Origin of the sequence: Longivirga aurantiaca (assembly GCF_042660085.1) — a bacterium.
In the GTDB taxonomy this organism is placed as follows: Bacteria; Actinomycetota; Actinomycetes; order S36-B12; family CAIYMF01; genus Longivirga; species Longivirga aurantiaca.
Genome location: NZ_JBHSTI010000008.1, coordinates 54,459 through 68,846, shown reverse-complemented (window position 1 = coordinate 68,846; position 14,388 = coordinate 54,459). Strand labels below are relative to the sequence as shown.

The following is a 14,388-nucleotide window of genomic DNA, read 5'->3' as shown; positions in this document are numbered from 1 at the left end:
GGATCAGCCGACGATGAGGCTCATCGCCTCGGCGCGGGTGGCCGAGTCGCGCAGCTGCCCGCGCACCGCGCTGGTGATGGTCTTCGCGCCGGGCTTGCGGATGCCGCGCATCGACATGCACATGTGCTCGCACTCCATCACGACGATGACGCCGCGCGGCTCGAGGATGCGTACGAGCGCGTCGGCCACCTGCGTCGTGAGCCGCTCCTGCACCTGCGGGCGCTTGGCGTACACGTCGACCAGCCGCGCGAGCTTGGACAGGCCCGTGATCCGGCCGTCCTCGCCCGGGATGTAGCCGACGTGGGCGACGCCGTGGAACGGCACGAGGTGGTGCTCGCAGGTCGAATAGAGCTCGATGTCCTTGACCAGCACCATCTCGTCATGGCCGAGGTCGAACGTGGTCGAGAGCACTTCGTCGGGCGTCTGGCGCAGCCCGGCGAACATCTCGCCGTACGCGCGTGCAACCCGCGCCGGAGTGTCGAGGAGACCGTCGCGCTCGGGGTCCTCGCCGATCGCGCTGAGCAGCTCGCGCACGGCAGCCTCGGCCCGCGCCTGGTCGAACTCGCCGGCCACGACGTCCGGCACGTGCACCGGGTTGACGCCGTTCACGCGCCGGGCTCGGTCGATCCCGTCGATGCCTCGACGTCGCTGCCCTCGCCCGTCTCGCTCGGCACATGGCCGTTGGCGGCGTGGCCGTTCGAATGCCCGATCGCCGAGCCGTTGGCCGCGGCGATCTCGGCCGGGGTCGACACCGGGCCGCGGTCGGACGGCGAACGTCGCGACGAACCGGTCCACGCCGGACGCTCCGGACGCCGGCGCAACGGCTCGAAGATCCGTGCGACCTGCTCCTTGTCGAGCGTCTCCTTCTCGAGGAGCTCGACCACGAGCGCGTCGAGCACGTCGCGGTTCTCGACGAGGATCTCGAACGCCTCGTGGTGGGCGGCGTCGATGAACGCGCGCACCTCCTGGTCGATCGCGGCGGCGACGTCCTCGGAGTAGTCGCGGGTGTGGCCGAAGTCGCGGCCCATGAAGACCTCGCCCTGCTCCTGCCCGTACCGGATCGCGCCAAGGCGCTCGGTCATGCCGTACTGCGTGACCATCGCGCGGGCCACGGCGGTGGCCTTCTCGATGTCGTTGCTGGCGCCTGTGGTCGGGTCGTGGAAGACGAGCTCCTCGGCCGCGCGCCCGCCGAGCATGTAGGCGAGCTGGTCGAGCATCTCCGCCCGGGTGGTGGAGTACTTGTCCGTGTCGGGCAGGACCATCGTGTAACCGAGGGCGCGGCCGCGCGGCAGGATCGTGATCTTGTGCACCGGGTCGGTGTGCGGGAGCGCCGCGGCGACCAGGGCGTGACCGCCCTCGTGGTACGCCGTGATCTTCTTCTCGTGGTCGCTCATGAGACGTGTGCGGCGCTGCGGACCGGCGATCACGCGGTCGATCGCCTCGTCGAGCATCTCGTTGTCGATGAGCTTGCCGCCCTTGCGCGCGGTGAGCAGCGCGGCCTCGTTGAGGACGTTCGCGAGATCGGCGCCCGTGAAGCCCGGCGTACGACGGGCCACGGCCTCGAGGTCGACGTCGGCCGCGAGCGGCTTGCCCTTGGCGTGGACTCCGAGGATGTGCGCGCGACCGCCCATGTCGGGCGCGGAGACCGCGATCTGGCGGTCGAAGCGGCCCGGGCGCAGCAGCGCCGGGTCGAGGATGTCGGGGCGGTTGGTCGCGGCGATGAGGATGACGCCGCCGGAGACGTCGAAGCCGTCCATCTCGACGAGCAGCTGGTTGAGGGTCTGCTCGCGCTCGTCGTGACCGCCGCCCATGCCGGCGCCGCGGTGGCGGCCGACGGCGTCGATCTCGTCGACGAACACGATGGCCGGCGCGTTGGCCTTGGCCTGCTCGAAGAGGTCGCGCACGCGGCTGGCGCCGACGCCGACGAACATCTCGACGAAGTCCGAGCCGGAGATGGAGAAGAAGGGGACGCCGGCCTCACCGGCGACGGCGCGCGCGAGCAGCGTCTTGCCGGTACCGGGCTGGCCGTAGAGCAGCACGCCCTTGGGGATCTTGGCGCCGACGGCCTGGAACTTCGCGGGCTCCTGGAGGAACTCCTTGATCTCCTGGAGCTCCTCGACCGCCTCGTCCGCGCCGGCGACGTCGGCGAAGGTCGTCTTGGGCATGTCCTTGGAGACGATCTTCGCCTTGGACTTGCCGAAGTTCATGATGCGGTTGCCGCCGCCCTGCATGTTCGACATGAGGAAGAAGAACAGGAAGACGATGATCGCGATCGGCAGGAGGGTGAACAGCAGCGACACCAGGATGCTGTCCTTCGGCACGTCGACCTTGTAGCCGTCGGTCATGGTGCCGGCCTTGACCTGCGCCTGCATGAGCTCCTGGAGCCGCACGCCCTGGCCGTCGACGTACTCCGAGCGCACGGTCGTGCCGTCGGCGTACGTGATCTCGACGCGCTGCTCGCGGTCGACGATCAGGCCCTTGGTGACCTTGCCCTCTTCGATCGCCGTGACGACGTCCGAGGTGTTGACGTCCTTGGGCGCGGTGGCGTTCGAGAACAGGCTGGTGGCCAGGATGACGAGGAGGACGGCGACGCCGATCCACACGATCGGGCCACGGAAGAAGCGCCTGATGTCCATGGGCTGGGGGCTGTGAGGCCCCGTCCCTCCTGACTGTGCTGGCTGGGCTGGCGGGTCGACGGTTCGCCACGCGGCAGGCCCGGGGCTCCGAGCACGCCTGTGAGGACACTCGACGGTACACCGGAGCAGCTGCGACCGCCGTCCCACGTGCCCCGTCCGAGGCCGTCACCAGCACTGACGCACGCCGCGCCCGCCCTGTTCCCCCGTTCACCCCGGGCGGAACGTGCGGGCAGGAGGGCTAGGAGTAGACGTGGGGGGCGAGGGTGCCGACGACGCGGAGGTTGCGGTACTTCTCGGCGTAGTCGAGGCCGTAGCCGACGACGAACTCGTTGGGGATGTCGTAGCCGACGTAGCGCGGCTCGACCTGCACCTTGAGGGCGTCGGGCTTGCGCAGGAACGTGCACACCTCGACCGACGCCGGGCCGCGCGAGCGCAGGTTGCGCAGCAGCCAGGAGAGCGTGAGGCCGGAGTCGAGGATGTCCTCGACCACGAGAACGTGCCGGCCGGTGATGTCGCGGTCGAGGTCCTTCATGATCCGTACGACGCCGGAGGACTTCGTGCCCGCGCCGTACGACGACACCGCCATCCAGTCCATCTCGACCGGGCCGGACATCGCCCGGGACAGGTCGGCCATCACCATGAGCGCGCCCTTGAGCACGCCCACGAGGAGGAGGTCCTTGCCGGCGTAGTCGGCGTCGATCTGCGCCGCGAGCTCGCGCACCTTGGTGTCGATCGCCGCCTCGTCGAGGAGGACCTGCGTGAGATCGTTACCGAGGTCCGACGCGTCCATCAGGTCTCCTTGCGAGGCAGTGGTGTCTGGCGCAGGGCGAGCCTGCCATAGTCCCGGACCGCCTCGACACCGCCCGGCAGGGCGACCGCCCCCTGCCCGGTCCAGTGGGTCACGAGGCGGCACACGCGCTGCACGTGGTCGGCACCGAGCCGCCCCGCCGGGCAGCCTCCGTCGAGCAGCCACTGGCGCACGACGCGGGAACGGACGGCGTCCGACAGCGGCTCGAGGTCGACGACGTCGAGGGTGCCCTCGTCGCGCGCCCCGTGGATGACGTCCCACGCCACCTCGTCGGCGAGCTCGGCCAGGGCGTCGGCGTCGGCGCGGGCGAGATCGGCCGTGCGCGCGAGCGCCTCAGCGATCCCCGGCCCGAGCTCGGCCTCGAGCACCGGCAGCACGCGGTGCCGCACCCGGACCCGCGCGAACCGGTCGTCGTCGTTGTGGGGGTCGTCGACGACGGGGGCGCCCTCGGGCACCTCGGCCCGTACGACGGACCGCCGCAGGTGCAGAAGCGGACGGCGGAACGGCCCGCGCGAGCGCGGCATGCCCGCCAGGCTGCGGGTGCCCGAGCCGCGAGCCAGACCGAGCAGCACCGACTCGGCCTGGTCGTCGAGCGTGTGGCCGAGCAGCACCACCTCGGCACCGGCATCTCGCGCCGCGCAGAACAGGGCGCGGTAGCGCGCGTCGCGCGCCGCAGCCTCCGGGCCGTCGCCCGCCTCGACCACCGTCACCTGCACGACCTCCACCGGGTCGAGGCCGGCGTCGCGCAGCCACGCGGCCGTCCGGGCGGCCACCTCGGCCGAGCCCGTCTGCAGCCCGTGGTCGATCACGACGGCGCCCGCGCGGTCGCGCACGGCGCGCGTCGCGTGGGCGAGCGAGAGCGAGTCGGCACCGCCGGAGCACGCGACGAGGACGAGGGCGTCGGGCGCGAGGTCCGACAGCTCGTCCCGCACGGCCCGGCGTACGGCGGAGCCCCGGGGGCCGGTGTCGGCGGGCACGGGCGCGACCGTCAGGCCAGCAGGTCGGGGACGACGCGGGTGCACCACGCGGCAGGGTCGAGCACCTCGTCGCGGGTGGGGAGGGTCTCGGGCGAGGTCCACACCCGGTTGAAGCCGTCGCGGCCGACGGCGTCGACGACGTGCGACACGAACGAGCGCCCCTCCGTGTACTGACGCATCTTGGCGTCGAGCCCGAGCAGCCGGCGCGCCAGGCCGTCGACGGCCCCGGGCTCGCCGCGGCGCTTCTCGAACCGCTCCCGGATCTGCGCGACCGACGGCACGATCTCGGGGCCGACCTCGTCCATCACATGGTCGGCGTGGCCCTCGAGCAGGCTCATGAGGGCGGTGATCCGGTCGAACACCTCGCGCTGGTCCTCGCTCTGCACGGCGTCCACGAGCGAGGCGCCGGCGTCGCCGCGCACGGCCGCCACGATCGAGCCGAGGCCCTGCATGAGGCGCTTGAGCGAGTCGCCGACGCCGATCTCCGACAGCGCGAGGTAGTCGTGGATCTCCCCCACGAGGTGCTGCGACAGCCACGGCACGGCGCTGAACTGCACGCGGTGCGTCTCCTCGTGCAGGCAGATCCACAGGCGGAAGTCGCGGGTGTCGACGTCGAGGTGCCGCTCGGCCGCGACGATGTTGGGCGCCACCAGCAGCAGGCGACCGGTGGACGACGTCGTGAACGCCTCGTACTGGCCGAGCACCTTGCCGGACAGATAGGCGAGCACCCCGCCGAGCTCGACGGCGGTCAGGCGCGACCCGACCGTGGTGACGACCCCGGGCTGCTCGGTGGCCATCCGCTCGAGGAGCGGCGCGAGGACGACGCGGAAGCCGTCGACGTTGCTGTCCACCCACGCGCCGCGGTCGACCACGATCGCCCCGGGGGCGTGCCCGGCGTCGAGGCCGGTGCGCTCGCGGACGGGATCGACGGCGTACCGGGCGAGGGCGCGGAGCTCGGCGACGGCGGAGCGAGCGTCCTCGGGCGTGCCGCCGGGACCCCGCGGAGCGAAGCTGCGCGCGGTGGAACGGGCCAGGCCCCAGTCGACGACCTCCACCCGCGTGACCCTACGCGAGGGTCCGCCACGTGCCTCCGCCGAGGCTTGCCTGGGCGGACGGCGGGTCAGCCGGCCGCGACGGCCGCGGCGGCGCGGTCGAGCGCGGCCTGGGCATCGAGCAGAGGCCCGGGCGAGGCGTCGGCGAGGAACGCGAAGACGCGCAGCCGGCCCTCGCTGTCCCGGGTCATGCCCGCGAGGGTGACGACGCCGCTGAGCGTGCCGGTCTTGGCACGGACCACCCCGCGGCCCGGATCGGTGCCGGGGGTGTCGAACCGCTCCGCGAGGGTGCCGGTGACGCCGGCGATCGGGAGCCCGGTCGAGGTCGGCCAGAGGATCCCCGCGGTCGTGCCCACCGGCGGCTCGTCGCGCGCGGCGGCCGCGAGGACCCCGGCGAGCGTGCGGGCGCTCACGGCGTCGCGGCGCGAGAGGCCGCTGCCGTCCGAGAGGGCGAGGCCGGTGGTCGGGACGCCGAGGGCCTCCACCACCTGCAGCGTGGCCGTGGCGCCGCCGGCGAAGCTGGGGTCGCCCACGAGCTTCCCGCCGGCCAGGTGCGCCAGCGCCTCGGCGAGGTCGTTGTCGGAGTCGGTCAGCATGCGCTCGACGAGGTCGGCCACGGTCGGGCTGAGGACCGAGGCGATGGGCGTCGCACCGGCGGCCGCGACCGTGCGGGTCACGGCGGGCGACACCGCGATGCCGGACGTCGCGAGCCGGTCGGCGAAGTACCGGCCCGCCGCCAGCGCCGGGTCGGTGTCGCGCACGCGCGAGTCGGCCGAGACCCTGCCGCTGTCGGCCGACAGCGCCGAGACGGGCGACACGACTCCGGTGCTCACGTAGGAGTCCGGCCACCCGGCGGCGGTGCGCGGGCCGCGGAAGGCCGAGTCGTCGATGCGGACGCTCACGGCGGTGATCCCGGACGCCTTGAGCGCCTTGGCAGTGGCTCGGGCGAGATCGGACAGCGACGCGGGTCGGGCCGCCTGGCCGGCCGGCAGCTGGCCGGGCTTGGCGGGCGTCCGCGTGAGCGTGGCGTCGCCGCCACCGACGAGGACGATCTCCCCCGCGGTCGCGCCGGTCACGACCGCGGTGCGCAACCGGGTCGACGGCCCGAGCGCGCTCAGGGCGGTGACCGCGGTCAGCGTCTTCGCCGTGCTGGCAGGCACCTGGGCGCGCGTCTCGTCGTCGCCGACGATGACGTCGCCGCTGGCGACGTCGAGCACGATGGCGGTGGTGTCCGAGCCGAGCGGCGCCGCGCGCAGGGCCTTGGCGACCGCGGCGACCATGGCCTTGTCGGAGGTCGTGGGTGCCGGCGAGGGCGCGCCGTCAGCCACCGGGAGCACGACGGCGGGCGCCGCCGGCGGTGCCGGGACGGCCGTCGGGGCGCCTGCGGCCGAGCCGCCGACGAGCACGGGCAGAGCCAGGGCGAGCGCGCACGCCGCCGCGAGGGCGGGTCGTCGGGCGCTGCTCACGAGGGGTCCTTCGGGGTCGCTCGGGGGACGTCGTCATCGCTGCGGGACGCCGTGCTGCGGCGGCCGTCCGTGATCCCGGTCACCCGAGGTCGCGGGCGTGGTCACGCATGGGGGTCCGCGTACGGAACACTAGGCGACGGACGACGGCGTCCGGGCATCCGGCCGTGTCGACCTTCCCGCTCGTGACACCGACCGCAGGAGTGCCCCCGTGGAGTTCGACGTCCTGATCGAGATCCCCGCCGGCTCGCGCAACAAGTACGAGGTCGACCACCTCACCGGTCGCATCCGCCTCGACCGGATGCTGTTCACCTCGACGCGCTACCCCCACGACTACGGCTACATCGAAGGCACCCTCGGCCAGGACGGCGACCCGCTCGACGCGATGGTCCTGCTGCAGGAGCCGACCTTCCCCGGCTGCCTCATCAAGTGCCGCGCGATCGGGATGTTCCGGATGACCGACGAGGCCGGCGGCGACGACAAGGTGCTCTGCGTGCCCTCGGGCGACCCTCGCCTCGAGCACCTGCGCGACATCCACCACGTGGCCGAGTTCGACCGCCTCGAGATCCAGCACTTCTTCGAGGTCTACAAGGACCTCGAGCCCGGCAAGAGCGTCGAGGGCGCCACCTGGGCCGGCCGCACGGACGCCGAGGCCGAGATCCATGCCTCGTTCGCGCGCCAGCTCGAGCACGAGGCCGCAGCCGAGTCCGAGATCGAGGACTCCGGCCACGTCTGAGGCCCTGCGCCTGGAGCGGGGACTTCGATGAAGGCCCGCAGCATCGCGCACACCGGGGGCGCCGGTCAGGTGCGGGTGGTGAGCCAGAGGGCGGCGTACGGCTCGAGCACGACCTGGCCGTCCTCGCGCAACGGCGTGCCGCCGGTCAGATGGTCGACGACGTCGGTGTGCCGGATCGAGCCGAGCGCCGAGTCGTCGATGCGCTGCCAGTCGCCGGAGAAGTTGTAGAGCTGCACGAGGTCGCCGGCGGCGTGCCGGCGCTGCACCGCGAGGACCGACGGGTTGGACGTGAGCGCGGTCTCGGACTCGACCGCGGCGTGCAGCGACGGAAGCGACCGGCGCACCTCGCCGAGGTGCTTGATCACGCCGTGCATCCGGCCCTCGAGCGCATACGGGTCGGTGCGTCGAGACACCCTGTCCCACGGCATCTTCGGACGATGCATCCAGCGGTTGTCCTCGGCATGCGCCGGCTCGTCGAGGTACGAGTGGTCGTTGAGCAGCGCAAGCTCGTCGCCCATGTAGAGCAGCGGGATCCCGCCGAAGCCGTACACGACGGCGTAGGCGCAGCGCAGACGGCGCAGCGCGATCTCGAGGCGGGCGGCATCGTTGGACGCGAGCGCCGTCTCGACGCCCGCGAGCGACGCCGCGCTCCCGGAGATGCGGCTGTCGCCCGTCGCCTCGTTCACCTGGAACTCCGCGCCGCGCGCCGGGCTCCCGGGGAACGCGCCGACGAACCACTGCGACAGGAACCGCCTGTGGTCGTAGCCGTTCCAACCGATCGCCGCCGCGTCGGCGTCGTCGATGGCCCAGCCGATGTCGTCGTGGCAGCGGAGGTACGTCGCCCACGCGGTCGTGGTCGGCTTGGGCGGGAAGCTGTCGAGCGCCCGCACGAGAAGGCGGGCGTCGTTGGTGGCGAGCGCCGACCAGATCTGCACCATGAGGCTGTTGTGGTACGCCAGGTCTGACACCGAGCCGGCGTACTCGCCGACGCCGAGGTACTTCACGAGGTCGCCCGGTGCCACGATCGCCTCGGCCTTGAACACCAGCGACGGCGCCGCGATCCGCGCCACGGCGCGCAGCGCTCGCGTGATGCCGTGCACCTCGGGCTGGTTCTGGCAGTTGGTGCCGAGCCGCTTCCAGAGGAACGCGATCGCGTCGAGGCGCAGGCAGTCGACACCCTTGTTGGCGAGGAACAGCACGAGGTCGGCGAACTCGGTGACCACGTCCGGGTTCGACCAGTTGAGGTCCCACTGGTACGAGTTGAACGTCGTCCAGACCCAGCCGTCGATCTCGTCGTCCCACGTGAAGTTGCCCGGCGCGAAGTCGGGGAAGACCTCGGGCAGCGTGCGCTCGAAGCGGTCGGGCTCGGCGCGGTCGTCGAACACGTGGAAGTACGCGCGGTACCTCGGATCGCCCGCCCGCGCTGCCGCCGCCCACTCGTGCTCGGCCGCGACGTGGTTGAGGACCAGGTCGATCGTGAGCGCGATGCCGTTGTCGTGCAGCACCGCCGCGAGCTTCTCGAGGTCGTCCATCGTGCCGAGGTCCGAGCGCACCGATCGGTAGTCGGCCACGGCGTACCCGCCGTCGTTGGCGCCCTCCCGCGGCGCCAGCAGCGGCATCAGGTGCAGGTACGTCGTGCCCAGCTCACGGAGGTAGTCGACGTGCTCCGTGACGCCGGCGAGGGTGCCGGCGAACCGGTCGGCGTAGCAGACGTAGCCGAGCGCATCCGGGCCCTGGAACCAGTCCGGGCGCAGCAGCCGGTCCACGTCGCGCTCGCGCAGCGCCTCGGGCCGGGCGAGCCAGCCGTCCACGACGACCTCGGCGAGCCGGCGGACGAGCCCCTCGGACTGCGGGCCGAACACCGCGTGGACACCGGCCGACAGGTCGGGCCCCCACCGCCGGGCACGGGCCAGGAGGTCGGCCGCGCCGGGATAGGTGCTCGCCTTCCGGGCGGCGAGGGCGGCGGCCACGAGGTCGGCCACGTCGGCCCGAGCTCCCGAGGGTGTAACCGGTGACATGGGATCCATTGTGGACCGCGGGGCACTGGTTGCGGGAGTCCCCCTGCGCATCGATCTCAGCGGCGTCCCCGCAGGTCAGGGGCAGCGGCGCGGGGACCGGGCGGTCCGCCGCGGCCCCGCCCTCCCCGGGCCGACGGGGCAGCGGGGAAACACCGGTGACACCGATGAGCATGCACGCGGTAACACGAGAGGGGCACACTTCGCCCCATGCGCAGCGGGACGACACCGTCGGAGAGCCTCTCCGCCTTCGACGAGATGATCGATTCCGCGGGCGACCCCCGGCCGGGCATGGCCGGGATCGCCGGGGTCCTGTCCGGGCTCGGAGCCGATGGGCTCGCCGAGCGCGCCCGGCTGCGCGACGCCTACCTCGACCGCCAGGGCATCACGTTCTCCCTGTCCGGCCGCGAGCGCCCGCTCCCCCTCGACCTCGTGCCCCGCGTCGTGGCGGCCGAGGAGTGGGAGCGGGTCGAGCTCGGCATCCGCCAGCGGATCCGGGCCCTGGAGATGTTCCTCGCCGACGTCTACGGCGCCGGCGAGATCCTCGAGGACGGCGTCATCTCGCGGCGCCTCGTGACGAGCTCCAAGCACTACCACCGGGCGGCCTTCGGGCTCGTGCCGCCCAACGGCGTCCGCATCCACGTCGCCGGCATCGACCTCATCCGCGACGAGGCCGGCGAGTTCCGTGTCCTCGAGGACAACCTGCGCTGCCCGTCCGGCGTCTCGTACGTGCTCGAGAACCGGCGCACCCTGGCGCACGTCCTGCCCGAGGTGTTCGCGGGCCAGCAGGTGCGGTCGGTCTTCGAGTACCCCGAGCGCCTGCTCGACGCGCTGCGCGCTGCTGCGCCGTCCGACGTCGCCGACCCGACGGTCGCCGTCCTCACGCCGGGCGTTCACAACTCCGCCCACTTCGAGCACGCGTTCCTCGCCCGGCGCATGGGCACCGAGCTCGTCGAGGGTCGCGACCTGTTCTGCCGCGACGACCGGCTGTGGATGCGCACCGTCCGCGGCCCGCGCCCGGTGCACGTGATCTACCGGCGCATCGACGACGAGTTCCTCGACCCGGTCCACTTCGTGCCCGACTCGCTGCTCGGCGTCCCGGGCCTGCTCAACGCAGCCCGCGCCGGCAACGTCGCCATCGCCAACGCCGTGGGCAACGGCGTCGCCGACGACAAGGCGATCTACCCCCACGTGCCGAAGATGATCGACTACTACCTCGGCGAGACCGCGATCCTCCCGAACGTCGAGACCTACGACCTGAGCGACCCGGACCAGCGCCAGCACGTGCTCGAGCGCCTCGACCGCATGGTGGTCAAGCCCGTCGACGGCTCGGGCGGCTACGGCCTCGTCATCGGCAACCAGGCGAGCGAGGCCGTCCTCGCGGAGACCGCGCAGACGATCCTGGCCGATCCGCGGTCGTGGATCGCGCAGCCGATCGTCAACCTCTCCACGTGCCCGACGGTCGTGGGGGACGGCGCCGTCGAGCCGCGCCACGTCGACCTGCGCCCGTTCGCGGTCAACGACGGCGACGAGACCTATGTGCTCCCCGGCGGACTCACCCGGGTCGCGCTGCCCAAGGGCAGCCTCGTCGTGAACTCGTCGCAGGGCGGCGGGTCGAAGGACACCTGGGTGCTCGAGGAGGAGCGGCGCGAGGTCGGCACCGACGGCCGTACGCCGCCCCCGCGGGTCACCCGTGTGCGCCGCAGCGCCGTCGCGCGCCACCACGCCCCCGTCGTCGCCGACGACCGCCTGCGCCAGCAGGAGGGTCAGCAGCAGCAGACGCGCACCGCCGCCGCTGCCGAGGGCGATGACGGATCCGGCGCCGGCACGGCGAAGACGGGGGACCAGCCGTGCTGAGCCGCCTCGCCGAGTCGTTCTACTGGATCGGCCGCTACCTCGAGCGCGCCGAGGCCACGGCCCGTCTGCTCGCCGAGCACTACCACCTGACGGTGGAGGACCGGTCGGTGCCGGACGAGCTCGCCGCGACCGTGGTGCTCGACGCGCTCACGCTCCCCCACGACGACGTCACCACGCCGACCGAGCTCGTGCGCGCCCTGCTGGGCGACGTCAGCAACCCGTCGACCGTCATCGGCGCCGTCGGGGCAGCGCGCGAGAACGCCCGGTCGGTGCGTGACGCGCTGTCGGGCGACGTCTTCGAGTCGCTGAACGGCGCCTACCTCACGCTGACGCGCGGGCTGATGGCCGCGGCCAGCCCGGGGCCGTCCATGTACCGCGTGATCGAGCGCCTCATGGTCGTCAACGGCGCCATCGAGTGGACGATGTCGCGCGACGAGGGCCACGGGTTCCTCATGCTGGGCCGCTCGCTCGAGCGGGTCGACATGACCGGCCGACTGCTCGAGGTGCGGCACGAGCAGCTCTGGCCCGACACCGGCCCGGTCGCCACCCTCCGTGCAGCCGCAGGGCTCTCGCCGTTCCTCCGTACGGGCGAGGCGCCCACGGGCGACATGGTCCGACGCTTCCTCGTGCTCGACCCGACCTTCCCGCGCTCGATGCTCCACAGCGCCCGGCAGGCCGAGGAGGCGGTGCGCGGCCTGCAGACCTACGGCAGCGGTGCCGACGGCGACCTCGTGCGCGAGGTGGGCCTCATGCGCTCGCGGCTCGAGTTCGCCGGCACGAACGAGGACCCGGGCCTGCTCGACCAGCTCGCGCACGACACCCAGCTGTCGGCCGTCAACGCGGGCCTCGCCACGGCCGACTCGTACTTCCGCCAGGCCGGCACGATCGTGTGGAGCTACTGATGTCGACCGGACGCCGCCTGCGCATCACGCACCGCACGGGCTACCGCTACACAGCCCCCGTGCAGGCCTCGTTCAACGAGGTCCGCATGACGCCTCGCGACGCCGACGGGCAGATGCTGCTCTCGCACCAGCTGCAGGTGTCGCCGCGCGCCTCGGTGCAGGCGTACGTCGACTACTGGGGCGCGCTCGTGCAGTCGTTCGACGTGCACGAGGAGCACGACATGCTCGAGATCGTCGCGACGTCGCTCGTCGACGTGCCGCGCGGTGCGCCCGAGCTCGACGGCGTCGGATGGAACGAGGTCACAGCCCCCGCAGTCCTCGACCGGTGGGGCGAGTTCCTCGTGCCGACGGACCTCGTCGACGACGCGGCCACCGATCCCGAACGGGCGGGGATCATCGAGTCGTTGCGCGCGCTGGCCACCCCGAAGGAAGCGATCCACGGCGCCGTCGACGCGACCCGCGCGCGGATCCGGTACGACGACTCCGCGACGGGCGTCCGCACGACGGCCGCGCAGGCGTGGGCGATCGGCGGCGGCGTCTGCCAGGACTACTCGCACACCCTGCTCTCGCTCCTGCGCTCGCTGCGCATCCCCGCGCGCTATGTGAGCGGCTACCTCCACGACGAGGAGGAGACCCCCGGGCGCACCGTCGTCGGCGAGAGCCACGCGTGGGTCGAGGTGTGGAACGGCGGCTGGGAGGCGTTCGACCCCACCAACGACCGCACCGTCGGGTCGGCGCACGTCGTCGTGGCCCGCGGTCGCGACTACGCCGACGTCCCGCCGCTGAAGGGCATCTACGCCGGCGGTGCGAGCGAGAGCCTCGGCGTCACCGTCGAGATCACCCAGCTCGCCGTCTGACCCGATTTGGTAGTGGTATCTCGCGGCAGAGCGCGAGATACCACTACCGAATCGATGCGACCGGGCCGTTCTGGCGGACCCAGCACCGGTCGAGGTCCCGGGCACGGCAGAGTGGTGCCATGGTCGCCACCGTCCCCGAGCTGTTGACCCTGCTCGACCTCGAGTGGATCGACGACGACCTGCTCCGCGGCCACGCCCCGGCGACCACGCTGCAGCGCGTCTTCGGCGGGCAGGTGCTGGCCCAGGCGCTCGTCGCCGGCGCCCGGACGGTGCCCGACGACCGCCCTCCGCACTCGCTGCACGGCTACTTCCTGCGACCGGGCGACCCGACCGTCCCGATCGTGTACCTCGTCGAGCGCACGCGCGACGGCGGCTCGTTCACCACCCGACGCGTCATCGCCCGGCAGCACGGTCGCCCGATCTTCCACATGACCGCCTCGTTCCAGGTGGTCGAGGAAGGCCTGGAGCACCAGGACGTCATGCCCGACGTGCCAGCGCCCGAGGGCCTGCCGACCCTCGCCGAGCGCATCGCTGCCTCCGGCCGACCGGTGGCGCCGGACGAGTGGGGCGTGCTCGACGTGCGCTACGGCGGCGAGGATGTCGACCGGCTGCAGGTGTGGCTGCGCACGGTCAGCGCGCTGCCCGACGGCGCAGCCCTGCACGCCGCAGTCCTCGCCTACGCGAGCGACCTCACCATCCTCGGTACGGCGCTGCGCCCGCACGGCATCGGCTTCGAGAACCCCGAGCTCATCAGCGCGTCGATCGACCACGCGATGTGGTTCCACCGCCCGGCCCGGGCCGACGAGTGGCTGCTGCACGACCAGGACACGCCGTCGGCCTCCGGTGGGCGCGGCCTCGGCCGCGGCCGCATGTTCGACCAGCAGGGCCGCCTCGTGGCCACCACGGTGCAGGAGGGCCTCATGCGCCTCCGACGGCCCGGTTCCAGTCCTCGCTAGGCATACTGCTCGCACACGTGATCAAGCACTAGGCAGTCTGCGCTGCGGTGCAGCGCCGCCTTGAACACCGCTCGGCTGGTCGCCACAGTGGCGCACTCACCGTGCCCGACGGTGCCCCCGCCAGCCGAC

General features: G+C 72.7%; 12 protein-coding genes. 5 read left to right on the top strand and 7 right to left on the bottom strand.

The window, feature by feature from the left end; all coding sequences use genetic code 11:
* Positions 1-3: 3 nt before the first annotated feature.
* The 6 genes from folE to dacB all read right to left on the bottom strand — a co-directional run bounded on the left by folE (position 4) and on the right by dacB (position 6,939).
* Complete coding sequence (gene folE, locus ACFQGU_RS04085) at positions 4-609, bottom strand: GTP cyclohydrolase I FolE (protein WP_386764088.1); 606 nt, start codon at positions 607-609, stop codon at positions 4-6.
* Entirely contained in the window at positions 606-2,636 is a 2,031-nt protein-coding gene (gene ftsH / locus ACFQGU_RS04080; RefSeq protein ID WP_386764087.1) for an ATP-dependent zinc metalloprotease FtsH, read from the bottom strand. Before ftsH ends, folE begins: the two co-directional genes overlap by 4 nt.
* Positions 2,637-2,874: 238 nt before the next feature.
* Complete coding sequence (gene hpt / locus ACFQGU_RS04075) at positions 2,875-3,426, bottom strand: hypoxanthine phosphoribosyltransferase (protein ID WP_386764086.1); 552 nt, start codon at positions 3,424-3,426, stop codon at positions 2,875-2,877.
* Complete coding sequence (gene tilS, locus ACFQGU_RS04070; protein ID WP_386764085.1) at positions 3,426-4,421, bottom strand: tRNA lysidine(34) synthetase TilS; 996 nt, start codon at positions 4,419-4,421, stop codon at positions 3,426-3,428. The genes hpt and tilS overlap by 1 nt, the downstream gene beginning before the upstream one ends.
* An 11-nt stretch (positions 4,422-4,432) precedes the next feature.
* The gene (locus ACFQGU_RS04065; RefSeq protein ID WP_386764084.1) at positions 4,433-5,476 is read right to left on the bottom strand and encodes a zinc-dependent metalloprotease; all 1,044 of its coding nucleotides are present in this window, start codon (positions 5,474-5,476) and stop codon (positions 4,433-4,435) included.
* Between the two features lie 65 nt (positions 5,477-5,541).
* Positions 5,542-6,939: a D-alanyl-D-alanine carboxypeptidase/D-alanyl-D-alanine endopeptidase gene (gene dacB / locus ACFQGU_RS04060; RefSeq protein ID WP_386764083.1), complete on the bottom strand. Its 1,398-nt coding sequence runs from the start codon at positions 6,937-6,939 to the stop codon at positions 5,542-5,544.
* A 208-nt stretch (positions 6,940-7,147) separates the two neighbouring features.
* On the opposite strand from dacB, the gene ACFQGU_RS04055 reads away from it, so the two are divergent.
* The gene (locus ACFQGU_RS04055; protein WP_386764082.1) at positions 7,148-7,672 is read left to right on the top strand and encodes an inorganic diphosphatase; all 525 of its coding nucleotides are present in this window, start codon (positions 7,148-7,150) and stop codon (positions 7,670-7,672) included.
* Between the two features lie 65 nt (positions 7,673-7,737).
* On the opposite strand, the gene ACFQGU_RS04050 is transcribed toward ACFQGU_RS04055, so the two are convergent.
* The gene (locus ACFQGU_RS04050; protein ID WP_386764081.1) at positions 7,738-9,690 is read right to left on the bottom strand and encodes an alpha-amylase family protein; all 1,953 of its coding nucleotides are present in this window, start codon (positions 9,688-9,690) and stop codon (positions 7,738-7,740) included.
* Between the two features lie 207 nt (positions 9,691-9,897).
* On the opposite strand from ACFQGU_RS04050, the gene ACFQGU_RS04045 reads away from it, so the two are divergent.
* The 4 genes from ACFQGU_RS04045 (at position 9,898) to ACFQGU_RS04030 (ending at position 14,259) form a co-directional block, all read left to right on the top strand.
* A complete protein-coding gene (locus ACFQGU_RS04045) occupies positions 9,898-11,544 on the top strand; it encodes a circularly permuted type 2 ATP-grasp protein (RefSeq protein ID WP_386764080.1) in 1,647 nt (548 codons plus the stop codon).
* Positions 11,538-12,446: an alpha-E domain-containing protein gene (locus ACFQGU_RS04040; RefSeq protein WP_386764079.1), complete on the top strand. Its 909-nt coding sequence runs from the start codon at positions 11,538-11,540 to the stop codon at positions 12,444-12,446. Before ACFQGU_RS04045 ends, ACFQGU_RS04040 begins: the two co-directional genes overlap by 7 nt.
* Positions 12,446-13,303: a transglutaminase family protein gene (locus ACFQGU_RS04035; protein WP_386764078.1), complete on the top strand. Its 858-nt coding sequence runs from the start codon at positions 12,446-12,448 to the stop codon at positions 13,301-13,303. Before ACFQGU_RS04040 ends, ACFQGU_RS04035 begins: the two co-directional genes overlap by 1 nt.
* A gap of 119 nt (positions 13,304-13,422) precedes the next feature.
* Positions 13,423-14,259 (top strand): acyl-CoA thioesterase, encoded by an 837-nt coding sequence (locus ACFQGU_RS04030; protein WP_386764077.1) that lies wholly within the window; start codon positions 13,423-13,425, stop codon positions 14,257-14,259.
* Positions 14,260-14,388: the final 129 nt, after the last annotated feature.